Source organism: Planktothrix pseudagardhii (assembly GCF_904830925.1).
Taxonomy (GTDB): Bacteria; Cyanobacteriota; Cyanobacteriia; order Cyanobacteriales; family Microcoleaceae; genus Planktothrix; species Planktothrix tepida.
In genome coordinates, this window is record NZ_LR882967.1 from 2,154,863 (window position 1) to 2,178,140 (window position 23,278).

Annotated in this window: 18 protein-coding genes and 1 pseudogene; 10 read left to right on the forward strand and 9 right to left on the reverse strand. The window is 42.6% G+C overall.

Going from position 1 to position 23,278, the window contains the following annotated elements; all coding sequences use genetic code 11:
* Positions 1–149 precede the first annotated feature (149 nt).
* A complete protein-coding gene (locus tag NMK36_RS09105) occupies positions 150–2,219 on the forward strand; it encodes an ABC1 kinase family protein (RefSeq protein WP_438822817.1) in 2,070 nt (689 codons plus the stop codon).
* A gap of 90 nt (positions 2,220–2,309) precedes the next feature.
* Here NMK36_RS09105 and NMK36_RS09110 read toward each other — a convergent pair whose 3' ends face one another.
* Positions 2,310–2,951: an LON peptidase substrate-binding domain-containing protein gene (locus NMK36_RS09110; RefSeq protein WP_254173579.1), complete on the reverse strand. Its 642-nt coding sequence runs from the start codon at positions 2,949–2,951 to the stop codon at positions 2,310–2,312.
* A 258-nt stretch (positions 2,952–3,209) separates the two neighbouring features.
* Between NMK36_RS09110 and NMK36_RS09115 the strand changes: the two genes are divergently transcribed.
* From NMK36_RS09115 to NMK36_RS09155, 8 genes and pseudogenes are all read left to right on the forward strand, one after another.
* Positions 3,210–3,890, forward strand: coding sequence for a hypothetical protein (locus NMK36_RS09115; protein ID WP_254173580.1), 681 nt, complete (start codon positions 3,210–3,212; stop codon positions 3,888–3,890).
* Between the two features lie 191 nt (positions 3,891–4,081).
* Complete coding sequence (locus tag NMK36_RS28970) at positions 4,082–6,943, forward strand: SUMF1/EgtB/PvdO family nonheme iron enzyme (protein ID WP_367997176.1); 2,862 nt, start codon at positions 4,082–4,084, stop codon at positions 6,941–6,943.
* 302 nt (positions 6,944–7,245) lie between these two features.
* Positions 7,246–7,443, forward strand: a complete 198-nt coding sequence (locus tag NMK36_RS09130) for a hypothetical protein (RefSeq protein WP_254173581.1) — start codon at positions 7,246–7,248, stop codon at positions 7,441–7,443.
* Positions 7,444–7,465: 22 nt separating this feature from the next.
* Entirely contained in the window at positions 7,466–7,660 is a 195-nt protein-coding gene (locus tag NMK36_RS09135) for a type II toxin-antitoxin system HicA family toxin (RefSeq protein ID WP_254173582.1), read from the forward strand.
* The gene (locus tag NMK36_RS09140) at positions 7,657–7,872 is read left to right on the forward strand and encodes a type II toxin-antitoxin system HicB family antitoxin (RefSeq protein ID WP_254173583.1); all 216 of its coding nucleotides are present in this window, start codon (positions 7,657–7,659) and stop codon (positions 7,870–7,872) included. The genes NMK36_RS09135 and NMK36_RS09140 overlap by 4 nt, the downstream gene beginning before the upstream one ends.
* A gap of 48 nt (positions 7,873–7,920) precedes the next feature.
* A complete protein-coding gene (avd, locus tag NMK36_RS09145) occupies positions 7,921–8,277 on the forward strand; it encodes a diversity-generating retroelement protein Avd (protein ID WP_254173584.1) in 357 nt (118 codons plus the stop codon).
* Positions 8,274–9,332: an RNA-directed DNA polymerase gene (locus tag NMK36_RS09150; protein WP_254173585.1), complete on the forward strand. Its 1,059-nt coding sequence runs from the start codon at positions 8,274–8,276 to the stop codon at positions 9,330–9,332. The genes avd and NMK36_RS09150 overlap by 4 nt, the downstream gene beginning before the upstream one ends.
* Positions 9,333–9,350: 18 nt before the next feature.
* Positions 9,351–9,500, forward strand: a pseudogene (locus NMK36_RS09155) (SUMF1/EgtB/PvdO family nonheme iron enzyme); the annotation flags it as partial.
* A gap of 230 nt (positions 9,501–9,730) precedes the next feature.
* Here the strand turns inward: NMK36_RS09155 and rpsJ are convergent.
* The 8 genes from rpsJ to NMK36_RS09195 all read right to left on the reverse strand — a co-directional run bounded on the left by rpsJ (position 9,731) and on the right by NMK36_RS09195 (position 17,933).
* Positions 9,731–10,048, reverse strand: coding sequence for a 30S ribosomal protein S10 (gene rpsJ / locus NMK36_RS09160; RefSeq protein WP_072721120.1), 318 nt, complete (start codon positions 10,046–10,048; stop codon positions 9,731–9,733).
* Between the two features lie 140 nt (positions 10,049–10,188).
* Positions 10,189–11,418: an elongation factor Tu gene (gene tuf, locus NMK36_RS09165; RefSeq protein ID WP_072721121.1), complete on the reverse strand. Its 1,230-nt coding sequence runs from the start codon at positions 11,416–11,418 to the stop codon at positions 10,189–10,191.
* 132 nt (positions 11,419–11,550) lie between these two features.
* Positions 11,551–13,629, reverse strand: a complete 2,079-nt coding sequence (fusA, locus tag NMK36_RS09170) for an elongation factor G (protein ID WP_072721122.1) — start codon at positions 13,627–13,629, stop codon at positions 11,551–11,553.
* Between the two features lie 68 nt (positions 13,630–13,697).
* A complete protein-coding gene (gene rpsG, locus NMK36_RS09175) occupies positions 13,698–14,168 on the reverse strand; it encodes a 30S ribosomal protein S7 (protein WP_072721124.1) in 471 nt (156 codons plus the stop codon).
* A gap of 132 nt (positions 14,169–14,300) precedes the next feature.
* Positions 14,301–14,672 (reverse strand): 30S ribosomal protein S12, encoded by a 372-nt coding sequence (rpsL, locus tag NMK36_RS09180; RefSeq protein WP_026786431.1) that lies wholly within the window; start codon positions 14,670–14,672, stop codon positions 14,301–14,303.
* A gap of 262 nt (positions 14,673–14,934) precedes the next feature.
* Entirely contained in the window at positions 14,935–15,264 is a 330-nt protein-coding gene (locus NMK36_RS09185; protein WP_072721125.1) for a HesB/IscA family protein, read from the reverse strand.
* 61 nt (positions 15,265–15,325) lie between these two features.
* A complete protein-coding gene (locus NMK36_RS09190; RefSeq protein WP_254173587.1) occupies positions 15,326–15,742 on the reverse strand; it encodes a cupin domain-containing protein in 417 nt (138 codons plus the stop codon).
* 211 nt (positions 15,743–15,953) lie between these two features.
* Positions 15,954–17,933, reverse strand: coding sequence for a phosphodiester glycosidase family protein (locus tag NMK36_RS09195; RefSeq protein WP_254173588.1), 1,980 nt, complete (start codon positions 17,931–17,933; stop codon positions 15,954–15,956).
* A 592-nt stretch (positions 17,934–18,525) separates the two neighbouring features.
* On the opposite strand from NMK36_RS09195, the gene gltB reads away from it, so the two are divergent.
* Positions 18,526–23,172, forward strand: a complete 4,647-nt coding sequence (gene gltB, locus NMK36_RS09200; RefSeq protein WP_254173589.1) for a glutamate synthase large subunit — start codon at positions 18,526–18,528, stop codon at positions 23,170–23,172.
* Positions 23,173–23,278: the final 106 nt, after the last annotated feature.

Below are 23,278 nucleotides of genomic sequence, written 5' to 3' on the forward strand. Positions count from 1 at the left end.
CATCAATCGGACGGTCTTTCTGGGGAAGTAAAGGACTTGATTGAGATATTGTTACAATAGTTAACAGAAATTCCCACCTAAGTCCTACATTTATGGAAGTCAAGACGGTATTGCCTGCAAAGCCCCAGCTTGATTCAGATTCACCTCTTATGACGATTACTCCCCTGCAACCGAGCAGATCGGTTTCCCCTGCAACCATTGATGTCTCCTCAGAATTTGTGGAAGAACATCACCAACTGCCTCAACCGTCAGAGGTGACAATCGATGATGAATCTAATCAGCCTGCATTACGGTACGATCCGATTGCCATTGCAGATTATTACCGTTCTCGTGTGTTCCAAGTCTGGGGACGCCTGTTAAGCATTATTGGAAAATTGGGTTTCTTTGCCTTGGGATTATGGTTAGATGGCAAAGGCGGAAAAAACCTAAAAACTGATCGCAAACGCGCAATTCAACTGCGAACCACCTTAACAGAACTCGGCCCGGCATTTATTAAAGTGGGACAGGCGTTATCCACTCGACCGGATTTAGTACCCCCTTTATATTTAGAAGAATTAACCAAATTACAAGATCAACTCCCTCCCTTTGCCAATGAAGTCGCCTATCAATTTATTGAAGAAGAATTAGGCGATCGCCCAGAAAATATCTATGCTGAATTAAGCCCTGAACCCTTAGCAGCCGCCTCTTTAGGACAAGTTTATAAAGGTAAATTAAAAACTGGGGAAGTTGTCGCGGTCAAAGTCCAGCGTCCGGGGTTATCTGAAAGCATTGCCCTCGATATTTATATTTTACGAACCTTAGCACAATGGGCTAAGAAAACCTTTAAGTTTATCCGTAGTGATTTAGTCGCCATTATGGATGAATTTGGGGGTCGCATTTATGAAGAAATGGACTACAACCATGAAGGACGAAATGCGGAACGATTTCGACAACTTTACGGCAATATTCAGGATATTTATGTGCCTCGAATTTATTGGGAATATACGGGACGCCGTGTATTAACAATGGAGTGGATCAACGGTTCTAAATTAACCAATTTAGAAGAAGTTGCAGCCCAAGGCATTGATGCCCGTTACTTAATTGAAGTTGGGGTGCAATGTTCTTTAAGACAATTATTAGAACATGGGTTTTTCCATGCCGATCCCCATCCAGGTAATTTATTAGCCAGCCCTGAAGGTAAGTTAGTTTATCTGGATTTTGGCATGATGAGCGAGGTTAAACCTTATCAACGTTATGGGTTATTAGAAGCGGTTGTCCATTTAGTGAATCGAGATTTTGAAGGGTTAGCCAAAGATTATGTCAAATTAGAATTTTTAACGCCCGATACCGATTTAACTCCGATTATTCCGGCTTTAGAAAAAGTGTTTAGTAATGCGTTAGGGGCGAGTGTTGCTGAACTGAATTTTAAGAGTATTACGGATCAACTCTCGGAATTAATGTATGATTACCCCTTCCGAGTTCCGGCATATTATGCGTTAATCATTCGATCTTTGGTGACATTAGAAGGCATTGCTATTAATGTTGATCCCAACTTTAAAGTTTTAAGTAAAGCTTATCCTTATGTAGCTAAACGATTGTTAACTGATCCTTCCGTTGAATTAAGAACTTCTTTGAAAGATTTATTGTTTAAAGACGGATCATTCCGATGGAATCGATTAGAAAATTTACTCAAGAATGCTCGAAATAGTGATGATTATGATATTAATGAAGTGTTGAATCAAACCCTAGACTTTTTGTTTTCAGACCGGGGAGAATTTATTCGAGAACGATTAGCTAATGAGTTTGTTCAAAGCATTGATGTTGCCTCTCGTAATGCGTTGACGACGGCTCAATCTAAAGTCGCTGAATGGATGGGGGTGAAACTGGTTTCTAATCCGGCAAAAGAACCTCAAGTCACCTCAACTCAAAATAATTTAGAACAGATTCAACGCATTGTTAGTATTCTCCAAGAAACAAAAGGGTTTGACCCGATGCTATTAGTGCAGCGTGTTCCGAGTTTAATTGTTAAACCGGAAGTCCGACAGTTGAGTCAAAAAGTAGCTGGAGAATTAGCCCAACGAGCCGCCGCCAGACTGATTCGAGAGTTATTTTTATCTTCTGATCCTTTAATTTCTGAAGATACTAAACTGGAACCTCCTGTTGAACGAAATGGACATTCTACTCAGAGCAAATCCCCTTCTCAACAGCCTTTATCTTTACCCCCCAGTCGTTACTCGTAGGCTGCGTTAATACACAAAAAAACCGGGTTTTATCAGTAGCGTAAACTCAAAAACCCGGTTCGAGATTATCTCTTTTAAATTAAAGATCAGTTAATCTAAAGCATCCTTAAGTGCAGTCCGTGCTGCTAAATGATTACGGGTTGATGTTAAAATCTCCACTTCCCGTTCCAAACGTGCGACAGTATTTTGCATCTCTAATAGGGTTTGTTGTTCCGTTGCGACTCCATAGAGATTACTCGCAACCCAATAGGAAAGTTCCGTCGGTAAATCAGGAATATCATCAGGAAGCTCAATATTTTGTTCCATCAACTTTCCTGAGAGATGAACCACATCGCGCAACAAACGCTCTACTTCCGTTGCTAAAGGTCTTAAATCCTGTTGGGGGGGTTCATCTTCGATCCATTCTACTAAACCCACCAAATAAGGTTTTTCCCGAACAGCTTCTAACACCCGAAACCGTTGCTGTCCTAACGTCAGCATTTTAATTCGATCATCGGGTAAACGTTGGTATTGGACAATTTCGGCACAGCAACCCACCGAAGCGACTTGACCTTGATTCGGATCAAACATCAATACCCCAAAACGGCGATCCGTATTCAGGATAGTATTCATCATAATCCGATAGCGAAATTCAAAAATATGCAGGGGTAAGGGTCTACCTGGAAATAAAACCACTTCCGGTAGAGGAAACAGAGGAAGTTCTCGAACAGCAATTGAGGAATATGATGCCATTGTCCGTTAAATTAAGACCTACTCACAAGGAAGCATAATCCTTAATTGTGCCTCACTTGAGGGAAAACTGCTAGACCCGGAAAAAAACCGGGTTTCTGTAATAACTTTGCTGCTGAATAGAAATCTTGTTGAAAAAATCCAATTTCTGAGAACTTTTAAACAGACTGAGAAACCTGGTTTCTGAGTTTCAGGTGAGAGTTGAACACAAATATAGATGACTACGTTATAATACAAAGTTAAATATTTTGGATCATAGCCATGAATAATCCTCTCAGCAATGGCTCCCTAGACAACTTGGATTCTCTATTAAATAATTTAATCCAATCTTTAGACATTGACCCCCATCAACAACAGATTCCTTCTGCACCTGATTTCCAGGGCCACGACCCCCATCATCCTCATTTTGATGTCTCTAACTTAGGTGGAAATGGGGAATATTATCAAGGGTTACACTCCTCTTTTATCTCTGACTTTCACCCTCAAACTCCAGAATTTCATCCCAATGGGGCGGAGTTAGAACAATTTAATCCTTATCAACAGCCCGCACAAACCGACTATTCAACCCCTGATCAATCCTATCACAATTCGGGAATAGAAGATCACTCGCAACAAATGTCTACCTTTTCCGCAATGCAAACGTTTAATTATGTACAAAGTGGAGATTCTAATAGCGTTCATATTTATGCAGATGGTGATGTTTATTGGGATAGTGGAGGACAAGCCGGACATATTGAGGGGCAAAAATTTTATAACACGAGCCACCATTATATGGGGCATTTAGGCGCTGATATGAAGGTTTATGATGCCCATGATAAATGTATTGGTTGGGTTGATACAAAAGGTCATGCTTATACCTTAGATGGGGCAGTTTTTGCTGAAGGAAAAACACCGATTTGGGCGGCAACAGTGTTAGTTTTTAACACCTCTAGTCCAGGTTAATTTGAGATTAGAAATTGGGGGAATTCAATTGGGGCGGGAAGACCCCGCCCCTACGGGTGGATATCAATTAGGAGACGTAGGGGCGAGGTTTCCTCGCCCAACCCCCTACCTAAATACACCTAAAATTTTCGGATAAATCAACCAATTTCATCAAAGAATAATCAGACAATTAATTGACAGGAGATTAACTAATGACACGCTTATTACCAGGAGAAGCAAAAATGGGACTTTGGGATAAAGTCAAGAGAGGTTTTGAATCTGTATTCCTTCCTCAAAAATACATCGCTGATACTCAAGAAAGAAATACAAAAATAATGGTAGCTAATCAAGCTGCAATGGAGGAAAAACGACAACAAATTCAGTTAGCACAGTATAAATTACAATGTGTACAAGTTGCGAACACTGCTATAATTGAGGAAAAACGGCATGAGATTCAATTAGAACAAATTAAACTACAATATATCCAAAATCGAGAAAATCGAGAATTTCAAGCCCAACAATCTGAACTCAATCATCAACGACAAAAGGAACTCCAAGAATATATCCAAAGCGTTAATTTAGCCATTCACAAAAGCAATATTGAGTTTCAACGCTGGCGTTTTGAACAGGAAGAAAAACTACAAACTGAATTAGCCCAGTATAATCGAGAAACCCAATTAATTATCGCTGAATATCACCGAGAAACCGCTATAAAAGTTGCCCATAACCAAGCAGAAGTTCAGAAAATTTTTGCGAATTGGCCGTTAACCTTACCTCCCGCACAAATTTTAGAATCCTGCAATAATAGTTTAATTCCCCTGCGAGTTTTTATCGCCCCCCCTAAAGTTCAGTTTGAACGATTTGTCGAAAAACCTCAAAATTTCCCCGATATCGAATTAACCTTAAATCAACAATTGCGTGATTTTTTTGACCACTATTCTCAACAGGGAAGACCGATAGAATTTTTAGCAGGCGCTTGGGAAAGTAAACGCTTTCATAGTGAAGCGAGTATTAAAGCTTTATTCGGGATGTTAAAATCAGAACCGACCTTAATATTAGAGTCGGAATTTGATGGAGATTATCTCAATTTCCGAGTCGCCTATTGGACAATAGGACAACCTAACTATTCCTATCAAACGATTATTGCTCGTTTGTCCTATCGGGATATTTTGTATAATTCTGCTAAAACTCGCGCCTTGACTTGGAAGAATACAAAAGATAAACTGATTGCATTAGGAAAAACCCAAGCTGACATTGATAAACGGGGCGGGGATAATGAAATTAATCTCAAAATTTGGGAAGAAGAACAAAGTTTACGAGAGGAGGGAATAGACGATGATGAGTTAGAAATTCACTATAAAATTAATAGCAAGCATTTTGAAGATTTGTATCAGTTTTTAATCACTTGTCATTGTTTAGTCGCAGGTTGGATAGCTGACACTCATCATTTATTTCTCCATGATTTCACGCCTTTATTACCCCAACTCCTCCCAGATTTAACTCAGAATATCCCAGAAGGAGAAGTTGCAGATTCAGTTATATGGATGGTCATTTCTGGCTATGAACAAATCTACAAAATCCTAGAAACAGAAAGTTCTCATCGTCTCCCTGAATTAATCTTAGAATTAGCGCAGGGTTTAGTCAATTTACCCAATAAATCTTGGGCGAAAACACAATTAATTAATTCTGTAGAATCTTGGTTGAGACTCAGAAACCCGGTTTCTGAAGAATCTGAGTTATGGGATACCGTTAATTCTGTTGTAACGGCTCAGGATGTAGACTATATTGAAAAAATCAATAACTTGTTAGCAACCTTGGGAGAAACCCACCGCGTTAATATTGTTCAAGCCTGTTATCAACGGGGACAAAACCATTGTCAACAGGGAGAATATACAACCGCCATTGATGACTTTACCCAAGTGTTGTTACTCGAACCTAATTCCCCCGATGCCAATTATAATCGCGGATTAGCCTATAGTAAATTAGGGGAATATCAAGCCGCTATTGAGGATTATCACCAAACCTTGCGACTGAATCCGAATTATGTCGGAGCTTACAATAATCGCGCTAATGCTTATTATAAATTAGGAGAATATGAAAAAGCGATCGCCGATTACAATTCCTGTCTCGCCCTTAATCCTAATTTACCCGATGTCGCCCATAATCGAGATGTTGCTCAAGGAGTTTGGGATGAAAAACGCCGTCAGGAAGGGGATAAAAAACGTCAGGAAGAAGCAGAAAAACGCCGTCGCCAAAAGGAATTTGAGTTTGACGTGATTACTGTTAACGCCCAAGGAAAGGAAACCAAACGAGAACGCCGTCGGGCTGAATTTTTTAAACAAGATTTAGGCAATAATATTAGTTTAGAAATGGTATCCATTCCTGGGGGAACTTTTATGATGGGTGCAGCCCAAAATGAAGCAGATGCAAGTAGTGATGAATATCCCCAACATCCGGTTAATATTGCTGCATTTTCTATGGCAAAATATCCCATTACTCAAGCTCAATGGGAAGCTATTATGGGGAATAATCCTTCTAGTTTTAAAGGTGCAAACCGACCCGTTGATAGTGTAACCTGGCACGAAGCGCAGGAATTCTGTCAGCGACTTTCCCAAAAAACAGGTAAAAGCTATCGTTTACCCAGTGAGGCGGAATGGGAATACGCTTGTCGCGCTCAAACTACAAGTCCTTTCCATTTTGGCGAAACCATTACAGCCGATTTAGCCAATTACGACGCAAATTACAGCTACGCTTCTGCACCGACAGGAACTTATCGTCAAAAAACCACCGATGTCGGTAGTTTCCCTCCAAATGCCTTTGGATTATACGATATGCACGGCAACGTTTGGGAATGGTGCGCTGACCCTTGGCATGAAAATTATGATGATGCGCCAGATGATGGCAGTGTTTGGGAGTCGGACGGAAATACTCAATACCGGGTGATGCGCGGTGGTTCGTGGCTCTACGATCCCTGGAATTGCCGCAGTGCCTTTCGTTTCTGGTACGAGCCGGTCTGTCGGCACAGGTTCTACGGTTTTCGTGTTGTTTCCCTCCCGCCTGCGTGGACTCTGTAACCCTTTGTCCTTTAGCCCTTTAGCCCTTTACCCTTCTTTTTCTTTACCCTTTTCGCGCGTTAGCGCGTTTAAAATTTTTTTTTCAGGGGACGGGTTTTGTTAGAAAATTGTGTCAACCCGCAATAATTTTAATAAACCTGCCCTCTTTTTATCCGTTTATTAGGTATTTTTGAGCAGTTAGCGAGCGAGGACGCTCACACTACCAATTCTTGATTTGATATTATTGGTAAAAAAAGTAGTGCCAGCGTCTCGCTGGCTAGATCTATTAGATAATTGCATCAGGTATTAAGGGAGGAAAACCAATGATTATGAAAGGTTATATCAAAGGAAAAAGCATTATTCTCATAGATGGCTTGCCCGAAAATGTCCAAGAGGGTGATCAAGTAGAGGTGTCTGTTTCCGTTATCCCCAAACCCAAATATTCCTTTCCGACTTTTCAGTTAGGAATTAAAGAAGAGTACCTCAACCGAGAAAAAATCTATGAGTATGTTAACCCGTAAAAATGTATGAGTAGGAGCAGTAATGAAAGTTCGTGAGGTACTCAAGAGATTAGAAGCGGATGGATGGTATGAAGCAAGAATGCGAGGAAGTCATCGAGTCCTAAAACATCCTGAAAAATCCGGTATCGTTGTTGTACTGGGTAATTTTTCTGATGAAGTTGCTATTGGAACTCTCAAAAGTATCTGGAAACAAGCACAATTAGAGGATCAATCATGAAAGAATATGTTGCAATTTTTGAATGGGCTGGGAGTAATTATTCTGCTTACGTTCCTGATTTACCCGGTTGTATTTCTACAGGAAAAACCTTAGAAGAAACCGCAAATAATATTAAAGAAGCGATTGAATTGTATATTGACACTCTGCGAGAAGATGGTCAAGCTATTCCCGAACCTTCTCTAACCGTTAAGACAATTTCTGTTGCTGCTTAAATGGTATTCAGCCATTGTAATAGCACTTAGAGGTTATTTAGACCATGTATGAGTATGAGTGAATTACCGATTATTCAGAAAACCTATGATTTAATTAAATGGTATGTACCCATATTAAACCGCCTACCGCGAGATCATAAATTTACATTAGGAGATAGAATCATTACAGGACTCTATGACTTTCTGGAAGGATTAATTTTAGCCCGTTATGCCAAAGACAAACTTAACCAACTCGAATTATTAAATGTTAAATTAGACATCCTACGACATCAAACTCGGCTATTACTAGATTTTGAACTCATTAAAACTGAACGCTATGAGTATATCGCAAAATTGATTAATGAAATTGGCACAGAGTTAGGAGGATGGATTAAACAACAACGCAATAAACCCCCAAAACTATGAAACGGTACGGAAATCTCTGGTCAGAAATTATTGATTTTAGCAATTTATTAGCAGCAGCACGCCAAGCCCAAAAAGGCAAGCGATTTCGAGAAAATGTTTTAGCCTTTAACTATAATTTAGAGTCCGAACTTTTTAAGTTAAAAACAGAATTAGAGTCTAAAACCTACTGTCCAGGTCATTATCGAACCTTTGAAATTAAAGAACCCAAATCTCGGATGATCTCGGCTGCACCCTATCGAGATCGAGTCGTTCATCATGCTTTATGTAATATTATTCTACCCCTTTTTGAACGAACTTATATTGCTGATTCCTATGCAAATCGCGTCGGTTTTGGAACCCATCGTGCCCTGCGTCGATTTACAGAATTTTCCCGGTCTAGCCATTATGTTCTCCAATGTGATATCCGCAAATATTTTCCCAGTATTGACCATACTATTTTAAAATCCTTAATTCGCAAAAAGATCAAATGTTCCGATACCCTGTGGTTGATTGATAAAATTATTGATAATAGCAATGAACAAGAACCTATGGTAGAATATTTTCCAGGGGATAGTTTATTAGAACCCTTACAACGACGGCGAGGTCTTCCCATCGGAAATTTAACCAGTCAATTTTTTGCTAATATTTATCTGAATGGGTTTGACCATTTTGTCAAAGAAAAACTCAAAGTCACTCAATATATCCGCTATGTTGATGATTTTGCTTTATTTTCAGATAACCCCCAATTTCTAGCGGATGCAAGAATAGCAGTCGAGGAATATTTAGCCACATTGAGAGTCAAAATTCATCCCATTAAAAGCCAATTATTTGAAACAAAAATCGGAGCCAATTTTCTCGGATTTCGCATCTTACCCGATAGAATTCGAGTCCGTAAAGAAAATTTACGTCGAGCCAGACGCCGATTGCGACGAATGCAGGTAGAATATGATCAAGGTAAAATTGGGGGCGAAAAAGTGTCGCAATCAATCCAAAGTTGGGTTGCCCATCTTCAACAAGGCGATACTTGGCAACTCCGTCAACAGATATTTGCTTCTCTCGAATTATCGAGAAGGTGAAGACGGGACAGGCACTTCCGGGTGATACGCGGAGGTTCGTGGAACAACAATCCCAGGAATTGCCGCAGTGCCAATCGTAACAGGAACGAGCCGGACAGTCGGAACAGGAACTACGGATTTCGTGTTGTTTCCCTCCCGCCTGCGTGCGCTCTCCTCGGTCAGAACTGACAGATGGGAATTTGTCGGGCAAATTTAGGGAGAGTCCAGACCTGTTCCGGTGATAGAGGTGACTCTATCCAAAAATCAAACCGAGTTAGGCAGCTTGGTAGACGTAAAAATCGAAAAGTTGCCTAATCTATAATTTTTATAATTGTTATCTTGTGAGGATCAAAATAGAGAAAACCTACTCACGCCTCCCAATTGAAAGGTCAGGTTGAGTAGGTTCACAACGTTGTCGCTTAGAGTTTTACTTCAATATCAACCCCAGCCGGTAAATCCAATTTCATCAAAGCATCAATGGTTTTAGAAGAAGGCTGATAAATATCAATAATGCGTCGATGGGTACGAGTCTCGAAGTGTTCGCGTGAATCTTTATCAACGTGAGGAGAACGCAATAAACAATAAATCCGGCGTCTTGTGGGTAAAGGAATCGGCCCAATAGCAGTGGCGCTGGTACGATTAGCCGTATCTACAATTTTCTCACAGGAGGTATCAAGTAAACGGCGATCAAACGCTTTGAGACGAATCCGAATTTTTTGCTGTTGAATAGTAGCCATTTTGATGTTGAGTTTTCTAGGTTCAGGATGAAGGGTTTGATAAATTTTCGTTTTTCTAAGATAGAAGGCGGAGAAAAGGGAATCAAACCTTTCTCCTTTTCTGCCACCTTTCCATCAACCAGACTGTTTAATTCTGGTGTCTACTTCAAGATTTTGGACACAACGCCCGCACCCACAGTCCGGCCACCTTCACGAATAGCAAACCGCATCCCTTGTTCAATGGCGATAGGGTTGAGCAGTTGTACCGTCATTTTAATCCGGTCACCAGGCATAATCATTTCCGGTTGGCTGCCATCATCAGCAGTGAAAGCACTGATCGTTCCAGTCACGTCCGTTGTCCGTACATAGAACTGAGGACGATAGCCTTGGAAGAACGGTGTGTGACGACCGCCTTCTTCTTTGGTCAGAATATAAACTTCGGATTCAAATTCAGTGTGAGGCGTGATCGAACCGGGTTTGGCAATCACCATTCCCCGTTCAATATCACCTTTCTGGATACCGCGTAACAGAAGTCCGGCGTTGTCTCCAGCCATCCCTTCATCCAGACTCTTCTTGAACATTTCTATTCCCGTAACGGTGGTAGCACGGGTTGCTTTAATTCCGACCAATTCAACGTTATCGCCCACCTTGACTTTACCCCGTTCAATCCGGCCCGTTGCCACTGTACCCCGTCCAGTAATGGAGAATACGTCTTCAACCGCCATCAGGAATGGTTTGTCAATATCACGCTCAGGAGTGGGGATATAGGCATCGACTTCTTCCATGAGTTTGTAGATTTTATCCACCCAAGGATTATCCCCTTTAGCTGTTTTGGGATTAGCAACCATTACATCTAAAGCTTCTTTGGCAGATCCAGCCACAATGGGGATATCATCACCGGGGAAATCGTAGGAGCTTAACAGTTCCCGCACTTCCAGTTCTACCAGTTCTAACAATTCAGCATCATCTACCATGTCTTCCTTGTTCAGGAACACAACGATATTGGGAACCCCGACCTGTTTGGCTAACAGGATGTGTTCACGGGTTTGTGGCATAGGGCCATCAGCCGCAGACACCACTAAAATTGCACCGTCCATCTGGGCGGCACCGGTGATCATGTTTTTCACATAGTCAGCGTGACCGGGGCAGTCAACGTGAGCATAGTGGCGATCTGCGGTTTCATACTCAACGTGAGCCGTATTGATCGTAATCCCCCGTGCTTTTTCTTCGGGTGCGGCATCAATTTCGTCGTATTTTTTAGCAGTGGCTTGACCCAGGGCTGCCAAAGTCATGGTAATTGCAGCCGTTAAAGTGGTTTTACCATGGTCAACGTGACCAATCGTACCGATGTTAACGTGGGGTTTTGTCCGTTCAAATTTTGCGCGTGCCATTTTGAATTACAAATTGAAAGTTTTCAAGAATAATAATTGAGGAAAGGGGTCAGGTGTCAGGGGTGGGTTGTTGGCTTTTGGGGGTTAACCTGCAACCGGCAACCTCAAACCTGACAATCCGCGAGTGCCTATTTAGTTTCCTTTGCTCTTGGCAACAATAGCGTCAGCAACGCTACGAGGAACTTCCTCATAGTGGCTGAACTCCATTGTGAAAATGCCACGACCTTGGGTTTTAGAACGGATGTCAGTTGCATAACCAAACATCTCAGCTAAGGGAACCTTAGCGGTCACTTTGGCAATACCCTGAGCCGTATCTTGGCCCTCAATTTGGCCTCGGCGAGAGTTGAGGTCTCCAATGACGTTACCAATAAAGTCTTCTGGGACTTCTACCTCAACTTTCATCATCGGCTCTAACAGCACGGGTGACGCTTTACTCACCGCTTCTTTAAGTGCCATGGAGCCAGCGATCTTGAATGCCATTTCTGAGGAGTCTACATCGTGGTAAGATCCATCCACCAGAGTGGCTTTCACATCAATCAGGGGATAACCTGCAACCACACCCGTTTCACAAGCTTCTTTGATTCCTTGTTCGGCTGGGTTGATGTACTCTTTGGGTACAGTTCCCCCAACAATTTTGGAAACAAATTCAAATCCGCTACCCGGTTCACCCGGTTCGAGATTAATCACAACGTGACCGTATTGACCTTTACCGCCACTTTGACGGATGAATTTGCCTTCGGCTCGATTCACAGGTTTGCGGATGGTTTCCCGATAAGCAACTTGAGGAGCACCAACATTCGCCTCCACTTTAAACTCCCGCAGCATCCGGTCTACCAGAATTTCCAAGTGGAGTTCACCCATCCCAGCAATCACGGTTTGGTTCGTCTCAGAATCAACGGAAACCCGGAAGGTGGGGTCTTCCTCTGACAAAGACTGGAGAGCTTTGGAAAGTTTTTCCATGTCCTGTTTCGTTTTGGGTTCCACCGCAACAGAAATAACAGGCTCAGGAATAAACAGAGATTCCAAAATAATTGGGTTCGCGTCATCACAGAGGGTATCACCGGTCAGGGTATCTTTCAAACCCAATGCCGCCCCTAAGTCTCCAGCCCGGAGTTCATCGACTTCAATCCGATCATCAGCTTTGAGAACGATCAAGCGAGAAATCCGTTCTTTCTTATTTTTTGAGGAGTTTAAAACATAACTCCCCTTTTGCAGAACACCGGAATAGACCCGCACAAAGGTCAAACGGCCATAGGGATCAGCCATGATCTTAAAGGCCAGTGCCGATAAGGGAGCATTATCATCGGCATAACGGACGGCAATTTCACCATCGGGTAAGGTTCCCTGAATCGGAGGAACTTCCGCCGGAGCCGGGAGATAGTCAACCACCGCATCTAACAGTTGTTGTACCCCTTTGTTTTTGAAGGCTGAACCACAAAGTAAGGGAACAATTGTCCCATCAATCGTTCCTTTGCGTAACTGCGTCCGAATTTCTTCGTTCGTCAGTTCTTCCCCTTCGAGATACTTCTCCATCAGGTGATCGTCGGTCTCAGCAACTGATTCCACCAGTTTCACGCGGTATTCTTCAGCAACTGCTCTAACCTCTTCAGGAATATCATCCGTGACTTGGATATCCGTTCCTTTATCGTTGGTGTAGATATAAGCTTTCATCTCCACCAAATCCACTAAGCCTTGAAGATTGTCTTCACTTCCAATGGGGACTTGAATGGGAACTGCATTCGCTCTTAATCGATCGCGGATTTGTTCATAAACTTTGAAAAAATTCGCGCCCGTGCGATCCATTTTGTTCACAAAGACAATCCGAGGAACTTTATAGCGATCGGCTTGTCTCCAAACGGTTTCAGATTGAGGCTGAACACCGCCAACGGAACAAAAAACTGCAATCACACCGTCTAACACCCGCATGGAACGTTCGACTTCAATGGTGAAGTCTACGTGACCCGGAGTGTCAATGATATTGATCTTATGATCTTTCCAACTGGTAGTAATCGCGGCAGCCGTGATGGTAATTCCACGCTCCCGCTCTTGAGCCATCCAGTCGGTTACTGCGGTTCCTTCATGGACTTCGCCCATTTTATGAACCACCCCAGAGTAAAATAAAATACGCTCTGTTGTGGTTGTCTTGCCCGCATCGATATGGGCTGCAATACCAATATTCCGTACTCTCTCAAGCGGGACGGTACGTGCCACAGCTACCTCCTTTTTAAACCTTTATTAAGATTTTATACGTTTACGGATATCACTGCTATCCCCAATTTTTAATACCGATAATGAGCAAAGGCTTTGTTAGCTTCTGCCATCCGGTGGGTTTCTTCCCGTTTGCGAACTGCACTTCCGGTTTCGTTGGCAGCATCCATCAGTTCATTGGCTAATCGCACCGCCATGGAACGTCCGGTTCTGGCTCTAGCATATTGAATTAACCAACGTAAAGCTAAAGCTGTTCCCCGTTCTGAGCGAACTTCCATCGGAACTTGATAGGTTGCACCGCCAACCCGTCGTGCTTTCACTTCAACGAGGGGGGTAGCATTGCGAACGGCTTTTTCAAAGACCTCTAAAGGTTCTGAACCCGTTCTTTCTTCGATTGTTTTTAGCGCCTGATAAATGATCCGGTAAGCAATGGATTTCTTTCCATGTTTCATGATGCGACGTACCATCATGCTAACTAAGCGACTGTTATAAACCGGATCGGCGGGAATCGGACGCTTTTGTACAACTCTGCGACGAGACATATTGTATCTTCCTCAACACAATAGATGATTTTAGATTCGAGCGTGATTAGTACAAGTCATCACAGGCTAGATGCTGTTAGTCTTGAGCTAACAACACCTAGCTTGCTTCAACTTGACCATGACTCAAAGCTCTTATTTAGGACGCTTGGCACCATACTTCGAGCGTCCCTGACGACGATCTTTGACTCCCGCCGTGTCTAATGTTCCCCGAATAATGTGATATCGAACTCCAGGCAAATCTTTCACCCGACCGCCTCGAATCATTACTACGGAGTGTTCTTGCAAGTTGTGACCAATACCCGGAATATATGCTGTCACTTCATAGCCAGAGGTTAGCCGCACCCTTGCCACCTTACGCAGCGCGGAATTAGGTTTTTTAGGGGTGGTTGTATAAACCCGTGTGCAGACTCCCCGCCGTTGAGGGCAACTCTTGAGGGCGGGCGATTTTGTTTTCTTCTGAGTCTGTTCCCGTGCAGAACGAATTAGTTGCTGGATAGTGGGCATGAGTTACGACATACTGAATTAATTCGGCAATTTGAAGTTTTGAGGTATCTCCACTGAAATATCCCTCCCCGATCTGGGGATGGGACTTTCTTTCAAAAGTTAGGGTCAGATGTTGACACCCAAAAGATCATAATAACCTATCCAGTCACTTTTGGCAAACTTTCTGTTGTAGGGAACAGGGAACAGGGAACAGGGAACAGGGAACAGGGAACAGGGAACAGGGAACAGGGAACAGGGAACAGAAAAGATAAGATAAAGGGTTTTAGGTTTGAGGAACAAAAGAATAGCTACAACTACAGCTTTGGGAGGCGTTGGGGTTTTGGAAGCGAAACCCACCCCCCATTAAATCTTCAGAATAGTCAATGGTTAAGTTTTCTAGGTACTTTAAATTTTCCGAGGCAATCACAATGTCAATCTCAGGGAATTGATAAACGACATCACTCGACTGGCGTTGGTGATCAAATCCCATTGTATAAGACCAGTCGCAGCAGCCTCCCTTTTGAACTCCAAGACGAAAGAGGAGATGAGGATGATTTTGCTTGGACTTAAGGCGCAGAACCTCACGAGTTGCTGCTGGACTGAGAGAAATCATGGAACACCTGCTTACAAAAATGTTAACCCATTTTTAGATTACCAGGGGGAATGGGTTCTAGTCATGCAGGTGTACGAGAATAGTCATCTTGGAACCGAATAATATCATCCTCTCCCAAATATTCTCCATTCTGGACTTCGATTAATACAAGGGGAATGACACCGGGATTTTCCAAACGGTGAGACGTACATTGAGGAACATAAGTAGATTGATTCGAGAATAAAATTTCTTCACAATCCCCACACACAACCCTAGCAGTTCCTGCCACAACAATCCAGTGTTCACTGCGATGATGGTGCATTTGTAAACTCAGCCGATGACCGGGTTTGACTTCAATGCGCTTAATTTTATATCCTGGCCCTTCTTCGAGTGTCGTAAATGAACCCCAAGGTCTCAATTCTGTTGTGGCATTACATACAGTCGGGAGATTCTCGGTTGAGGGTTTAGAATTTTCAACAATTTCCTGGGCTACTACCATGATTCTATTTCCTTATCAAAGGTTTGACGGAAGTTCTATTGTTGTTAAAACCTAGAGTGGTATTGGTGAACACTTGGGTGAATCTCAACGTCCTCAAGAATACTTACCACAACCACCATAGCAAATACACCCTAGCTTACTGTCATCTATAATAATCGTCTTTAACCTAGCACTGGTCAAATCTTTACAGAACATTAAAGTTGACTGTTAGCTATTGGTTGTTGACATTTAACGATTCACCTGTTATCACAATTCCTAAACCGTTATGAACGGGTGCTGCTGTGGGGAAAGGACGATCTAAATAGTATCCCCCTAAATAGAGACTGGTAGAACTTCCTCCGTCTAAATTTAAAGCGGTTATTGCTTCTAATTTTTGCAGAATTTGAGCGAGTTCGGCTAAACTAGGGCCAGAACCATTGGGACGGTTATGAACGGCTAGTATGAGTAAAGTATTATTGGGAGTGATTGCAATTGCGCTGCGGATAGCTTTTTGTTGTTGAAAGGCGGGATTAAATCGTTCTAAGGCTGCATCTAAAACAATTTGACGATTTTGAATTAATAACGGCCCTGCGCCTAAAATATTAGGATAATTTTGAAAATCCGAAGGTTCTGTTTGACTTTGTAATTGTAAACGAGTTCCGATGGGTAATAAATTTAATAAATCAGGACGGCTTCGGATCACTAATAAATAACCTTGAACCGGAATAGGAATGGCAGGTGATCCTGATTTTGGGGCATCAATATGACGAGTAATTTGGTTATTTTCAACAACAATAATTTTTTCTTGATTGTTAATTGGAGTATAACTGTTTCCCCAATCAGAAGTATAACGAGAAATTCCGGCTTCTACATAACCGCTATTTAGATATTGTAAAGGTAAAGTTTGACCCGAATCTGTGGTTATAGTTTCTCTTAAGATTAAACGATTCATAATGATCGGTTTATCTTGTCCCCAAGCCATAGCACCTCGATTTAATATCGGACTCGATAACCAGTTATTATTGAATCGAATAGCGCCCAAAGGATATTGATTATTTCGATTAAAAAATCCTCCGTTAATGGCTGCTAAAACGTCTGCTTTTTGAGCTATATCTAATAAAGGTGAAGTGCCTTGGCGAGAATTAACATTACTTAAAATAGGAATTAAGCTAATTTGAGGTTGTTTTAAGTCAACTTCTAACCAATACACCGGAAATCGTTCAACCGATGATTCTGGAGTCTTGAAAATTCGATTTAGTAAAGATCCTAAAGATGTCGTCTCGGTTTTAGGAATTTCAATATACTCCTGTCTCCACCTAATTCCCGGTTGCCATAAAATATTTTTAGACTGTAAAAAATCGGGTTTAATTTCCACTATTAAACGATAGGGAGAGTCTAAGCTTGTTACAACAGGTCGCCAACCTGGAGGAACGCTAAATTGTAGACGAGTTTGGGAATTTTGGGATTGTAATTTTATATTATAAATATTATTGGATAACAGTTGAGGATTAGCCTTAGCCTCTAAAATTAAACTCCAATCTTGTAATGTGGGAGGAGAAGGTTGAGCAAGTTTAGTTTGATTCTGAACCGTTGGATCATCGGTTAAAGGTGGAGATGAAGGTTGAGGAGTTGGAGAGGGTAATCTTTTTTGGACATCAGGAATAGGTTGTTGCCAAATTGTTGGTTTATCGAGTTCAATAATAATTTTTTTTAGTATAAAGTTAGATGGTTTTAGAGATGGTTCTATTTCTAAAGGTAAAGGTTCAAAACTAATAGATTGGATAATAGAGGGTGGAACTGTAATTTTTAAAGTTGTTCCATTGGGTTGAATTTCCCATTGAGAACTTGCTGGAAAATTCGATAAATCTAAATAGCGATAGGGACGAATATATTGAGCCGATAAAATAACTGAATCAGAAAACCATTGAATCGGTTGTTGAGAACTATTATTAGTATTGAGTAAATTCACTCCGAGATTCTGCATTAATCCAATATCACTAATTTGTACAGAATCTTTTGAGGTTCTGTTAGTTGAATCAATTCTCCAAGGAATATTAATTAAATGGTTATTCAATTCAATACTATTCCCGTATTGTGAAGAATTATTTATTCGGGGTGTGGCTAGAGTGTTGATTGGGAGAGTGCTTAACCCGATTAAACTTAATAAGAGAATCAGATTTTTTGGGGGTTGAGTTAGATTAAAATTAAGCATATTTTGACAAAAATGTAAACGGAGAACCTATTGTCATTCTGAGCGCAGCGTTCGCGTAGCGTTACGTCAGCCAAAGAATCTCTGAGTATCTTCGAGGTTAACAATAGATGCTTCACTTCGTAGATGCTTCACTTCGTAGATGCTTCACTTCGTAGATGCTTCACTTCGTAGATGCTTCACTTCGTAGATGCTTCACTTCGTAGATGCTTCACTTCGTTCAGCATGACAGGGGGGTTAAGTTAACCGTTGTATCATTAACACTTTCAAACGATGAACTCGTATCAGTGAACAGTCAACCGTCAATCCTGTACTTTGTCAACGAATCCTCAAATTATTTCAAAGTGTGATCCAATTCAGTGTATGCTAGTAAGGGCGGGGTTTTTCCGCCCTATGTAAATTTTGGCTAAAATTTGATTCTTATTGTAAAGAACGTAACGCTTACTTGTTACATAGAATCTCAGGAAAAACGCAGTAGGGGCGGGGTCTTCCCGTCCAGTATTTCATGATCATTAACCCGCCCCATCCCTTGACGCGACACTGCAATCTTTTGTGCTTCGGTGCTGCGTTTACCTTCACTCGATAGAATCAAGACATGGATAACACGAGAGTCAATCACAACCAACAACAGAATCAACAAGAATATATGCACGGGAATATGGGCTACCCTTATGGCGGTCAACGCTGGTTAGTTGAAGAAAGAGATGCTTGCGGGGTGGGTTTTATTGCCAACCCATCTGGGGGTGCAAGTCATTCTATTATTCAAAAAGCGTTACCAGCCTTAACTTGTTTAGAACATCGGGGGGGCTGTAGTGCAGACCAAGACTCCGGGGATGGGGCGGGGATCATGACCGCTATTCCTTGGGAATTGTTCACGCCTTGGTTTGCAGAACGAAATATTGATATTTTGCAAGAGCCGGAATGTAAATTTGGGGTGGGGATGGTATTTTTACCCCAAGATAGTGATTTAGCAGCTAAAGCCCGTGAAATTATTGAAACTGACCTCAAACAAGAAGAATTAGTGGTGGTCGGTTGGCGGGAAGTTCCTGTCAAACCGGAAGTTTTGGGAGAACAAGCCAGAGAAAATCAACCCCGTATTGAACAGGTAATTGTCTATTCAGCGAAGGGTTACACGGGGGATGATTTAGATCGACAATTGTTTTTAGCTCGACGTTCCTCTGGGGTCGCCTTAGAAGCACAGGGATTAGTTTGGGGTGAGAATATTTATATTTGTTCTCTGTCTTGCCGTACCATTGTCTATAAAGGGATGGTGCGTTCAGCAGTCTTAGGAGAATTTTATTTAGACTTAACGAACCCTGCCTATAAAAGCAATTTTGCGGTTTACCATCGACGCTTCAGCACCAATACTATGCCCCGATGGCCCTTAGCTCAACCGATGCGACTGTTAGGGCATAATGGCGAAATTAATACCCTGTTAGGCAATATTAACTGGATGCGGGCACGGGAAGGGGTGTTATCCCATCCGGTTTGGGGCGATCGCTTAAAAACCTTAATTCCCTTTGTCGATGCTAAAAATAGTGATTCAGCTAATTTAGATAATGTGATGGAGTTGCTGGTGAGAACCGGGCGTTGTCCGTTGGAAGCGCTGATGATTATGGTTCCCGAAGCTTATAAAAACCAGCCAAACCTGAAAGATTTGCCCGAAATTACCGATTTCTATGAATATTACAGTGGTATTCAAGAACCTTGGGATGGGCCAGCATTATTAGTATTTAGTGATGGTAAACAAATTGGAGCTTGTTTAGACCGTAATGGGTTACGTCCGGCGCGGTATTGTATTACCAAAGATGGCGTGATTATGGTCGCCTCGGAAGCAGGGGTGGTGGATGTTCCTGAAGATCAAATTCAGGAAAAAGGCCGTTTAGGGCCAGGACAAATGATTGCGGTAGATTTAAGTACCCATGAAGTTCTCAAAAATTGGGAGATTAAACAACGGGTCGCCCATGAACATCCTTATCGGGACTGGTTACAACAATATCGTCACGACCTCGAACCCCAACCCTTTGCTGCGGAAAAACAATTAGAACCTAACGACCTCCTCCAACAGCAAACGGCTTTTGGCTATGGCGCGGAAGATTTAGATATCCAAATTGCGGATATGGCGAGTACCGGGAAGGAAGCAACCTTCTGTATGGGAGATGATATTCCCTTAGCGGTGCTGTCTGATAAATCCCATTTGTTATATAACTACTTTAAGCAACGATTCGCTCAGGTAACAAACCCGCCTATTGACCCGTTACGGGAACGGATTGTGATGTCGTTGTCAATGCGGTTAGGAAAACGGGGGAATTTGTTAGATGCGAAACCCGAAGATGCTCGACTGTTTAAAATTGACTCTCCCCTGCTGAACGAATCGGAATTAGAAGCTTTGCGTCAGTCTGATTTTCCCAGTACGACACTCTCAACCCTTTACGGGTTAGAAAGTGGGCCAAATGGTTGTGCGATCGCCTTAACTCGACTGTGTGAAAAAGCCGCAGAAGCAGTAGATCAAGGCAAAGAAATTATTATTCTGTCCGATAAAGGGTTAACGGCTGAACAAACCTATATTCCTCCGTTATTAGCAGCCGGGGCGGTACACCACTATTTAATTAAAACTGGGAAACGGTTAAACGCTTCAATTGTGGTAGAAACAGCCCAATGTTGGAATACCCATCATTTTGCTTGTTTAGTCGGTTATGGAGCGTCGGCGATTTGTCCCTATATGGCTTTGGAAACGGTACGCCATTGGTGGTCTACTCCCCTAATTCAGAGCAATATGGAAAGTGGGAAAATTCCCGCCATCACCATCGAACAAGCTCAGAAGAACTATCGCAAGGCGGTAGAAGATGGGTTACTCAAAATCCTATCCAAAATGGGAATCTCGCTGCTGTCATCCTATCAAGGAGCACAAATCTTTGAAGCCATTGGTATTGGAGAAGATTTACTAGAGGTTGGCTTCCGAGGTACGGTGTCTCGTGTGGGTGGGTTAACGATTTCTGAGTTAAGCCAAGAGGTGTATCAATTCCACGCTAAAGCCTTCCCCCTAGAAGCTAAAAAATTAGAAAACTTTGGCTTTGTCAACGCCATGAAGCGGGGTGAATATCACTTAAATAACCCCGAAATGACAAAATTACTCCATAAAGCTATTCGCTCTACGGAGGGAGATGGATTTGATTTGTATGAAATCTATCGTCAATTTATGGAAAACCGCCCGGTAACGGCGTTACGGGATTTATTAGACTTTAATAGCGATCGCGATTCAATTCCTTTAGATGAGGTTGAACCCGTTGAAGAGATTGTTAAACGCTTCTGTACCGGGGGGATGTCCTTGGGAGCTTTATCTCCAGAAGCCCATGAAGTCTTAGCCATCGCCATGAACCGCTTAGGCGGTAAATCCAATTCTGGCGAAGGTGGAGAAGACCCCGCCCGCTTCAAGATTTTTAACGATGTCGATGAAAACGGAATTTCCGTGAGTCGTCCTTATTTAAAAGGATTGCAAAATGGAGATAGTGCCAGTTCTGCCATTAAGCAGGTCGCATCGGGACGGTTTGGGGTGACACCGGAATATTTAATGAGTGCCCAGTCCATTGAGATTAAAATTGCTCAAGGGGCAAAACCCGGAGAAGGGGGACAGTTACCCGGTCAAAAAGTCAGCCCTTATATTGCCATGTTGCGGCGCTCGAAACCCGGAGTCACGTTAATTTCCCCTCCCCCTCACCATGATATTTATTCCATTGAGGACTTAGCCCAATTAATTTTTGATTTGCACCAAATTAACCCGAAAGCGACGGTTTCAGTAAAATTAGTGGCAGAAGTCGGAATTGGAACCATTGCAGCCGGGGTTGCTAAAGCCAACGCAGATTATATTCAAATTTCTGGTCACGATGGCGGGACGGGTGCGTCTCCCCTCTCCTCCATTAAACACGCGGGTGGCCCTTGGGAATTAGGGTTAACGGAAGTGCATCGGGTGTTAATGGGAAATAAACTCCGCGACCGGGTGCGTTTGCGGGTTGATGGCGGTTTCAAAACCGGATGGGATGTGGTGATGGGGGCGTTAATGGGGGCTGAAGAGTTCGGCTTCGGAACCATTGCAATGATAGCGGAAGGCTGTGTAATGGCGCGTATTTGCCATACGAATAAATGTCCGGTGGGGGTAACGTCTCAACAGGAACGTCTGCGAGAGCGGTTCCCTGGAACTCCGGGTCATGTTGTTAACTTCTTCTATTTTGTCGCTGAAGAAGTGCGCCATATTTTAGCGGCGTTGGGATATCGGAAATTAGTCGATTTAGTCGGACGGTCTGACTTGTTGAAACGTCGGGATAACGTCAATGTTGCCAAAACTCAACACCTGAATTTAGAGGTCTTAACTCAACCTCCCGTTAGCAGCGATCGCAACTGGTTAAATCATGAACCCATCCATAGTAACGGCCCGGTTTTGGATGATGTGTTATTAGAAGATGTGGAAATTGCCACCGCTATTCAAAATCAAGGGACGGTGACAAAAACCGTGCGTTTGGTGAATACTGACCGAACAGTAGGAACCCGCATTGCAGGTAAAATTGCCTCGCTGTATGGCGATAAAGGCTTTGCAGGACAAATTAACCTTAACTTTACAGGTTCGGCGGGTCAAAGTTTTGGGGCGTTTAATTTACCGGGAATGAAGTTAACTCTAGCCGGGGAAGCCAATGATTATGTCGGGAAGGGAATGCACGGGGGAGAGATTATTATTAAACCTCCGGCGGCTGTCACTTATAACCCGTCTGAGAATGTGATTATCGGGAATACCTGTTTATATGGGGCGACGGGGGGAACGTTATACGCCTACGGAAAAGCTGGAGAACGGTTTGCGGTGCGGAACTCCTTGGGTAAAGCCGTTATTGAAGGCGCTGGCGACCACTGTTGTGAATATATGACAGGCGGTGTTGTGGTGGTGCTGGGTAAAGTCGGGCGGAATGTGGGTGCTGGACAAACGGGCGGTTTAGGCTATTTCCTCGATGAAGATGGGGAGTTTCCTGAAATGATTAACCCGGAAATTGTCAAAATTCAACGGGTGAGTACGCCGATGGGTGAACAGCAGTTAAAAGAGTTAATTGAACAGCACGCGGAACGCACGGGAAGCGAGAAGGCTAAGGCAATTCTGGCGAACTGGTCGGAGTATTTACCGAAGTTCTGGCAGGTTGTTCCTCCTTCGGAGAAAGATAGTCCTGAAGCGTCAGTTGCTGAATTGGCGGTTGCAATCTAATTCTTTATAATTGATCAGTAAGAAGAACAGGCAAAATGTCTGTTCTTCTTTAAGTACATTAGATGTAACTAAACCTCTATAACATCCATGTTGTCAAAACTGGAGA

What these genes read in the sequence shown, in the direction of transcription:
- NMK36_RS09105 (WP_438822817.1), top strand. Translation starts at nt 150, where the DNA reads ATGACGATTACTCCCCTGCAACCGAGCAGATCGGTTTCCCCTGCAACC.
- NMK36_RS09110 (WP_254173579.1), bottom strand. Translation starts at nt 2,951, where the DNA reads ATGGCATCATATTCCTCAATTGCTGTTCGAGAACTTCCTCTGTTTCCT.
- NMK36_RS09115 (WP_254173580.1), top strand. Translation starts at nt 3,210, where the DNA reads ATGAATAATCCTCTCAGCAATGGCTCCCTAGACAACTTGGATTCTCTA.
- NMK36_RS28970 (WP_367997176.1), top strand. Translation starts at nt 4,082, where the DNA reads ATGACACGCTTATTACCAGGAGAAGCAAAAATGGGACTTTGGGATAAA.
- NMK36_RS09130 (WP_254173581.1), top strand. Translation starts at nt 7,246, where the DNA reads ATGATTATGAAAGGTTATATCAAAGGAAAAAGCATTATTCTCATAGAT.
- NMK36_RS09135 (WP_254173582.1), top strand. Translation starts at nt 7,466, where the DNA reads ATGAAAGTTCGTGAGGTACTCAAGAGATTAGAAGCGGATGGATGGTAT.
- NMK36_RS09140 (WP_254173583.1), top strand. Translation starts at nt 7,657, where the DNA reads ATGAAAGAATATGTTGCAATTTTTGAATGGGCTGGGAGTAATTATTCT.
- avd (WP_254173584.1), top strand. Translation starts at nt 7,921, where the DNA reads ATGAGTATGAGTGAATTACCGATTATTCAGAAAACCTATGATTTAATT.
- NMK36_RS09150 (WP_254173585.1), top strand. Translation starts at nt 8,274, where the DNA reads ATGAAACGGTACGGAAATCTCTGGTCAGAAATTATTGATTTTAGCAAT.
- rpsJ (WP_072721120.1), bottom strand. Translation starts at nt 10,048, where the DNA reads ATGGCTACTATTCAACAGCAAAAAATTCGGATTCGTCTCAAAGCGTTT.
- tuf (WP_072721121.1), bottom strand. Translation starts at nt 11,418, where the DNA reads ATGGCACGCGCAAAATTTGAACGGACAAAACCCCACGTTAACATCGGT.
- rpsG (WP_072721124.1), bottom strand. Translation starts at nt 14,168, where the DNA reads ATGTCTCGTCGCAGAGTTGTACAAAAGCGTCCGATTCCCGCCGATCCG.
- rpsL (WP_026786431.1), bottom strand. Translation starts at nt 14,672, where the DNA reads ATGCCCACTATCCAGCAACTAATTCGTTCTGCACGGGAACAGACTCAG.
- NMK36_RS09185 (WP_072721125.1), bottom strand. Translation starts at nt 15,264, where the DNA reads ATGATTTCTCTCAGTCCAGCAGCAACTCGTGAGGTTCTGCGCCTTAAG.
- NMK36_RS09190 (WP_254173587.1), bottom strand. Translation starts at nt 15,742, where the DNA reads ATGGTAGTAGCCCAGGAAATTGTTGAAAATTCTAAACCCTCAACCGAG.
- NMK36_RS09195 (WP_254173588.1), bottom strand. Translation starts at nt 17,933, where the DNA reads ATGCTTAATTTTAATCTAACTCAACCCCCAAAAAATCTGATTCTCTTA.
- gltB (WP_254173589.1), top strand. Translation starts at nt 18,526, where the DNA reads ATGGATAACACGAGAGTCAATCACAACCAACAACAGAATCAACAAGAA.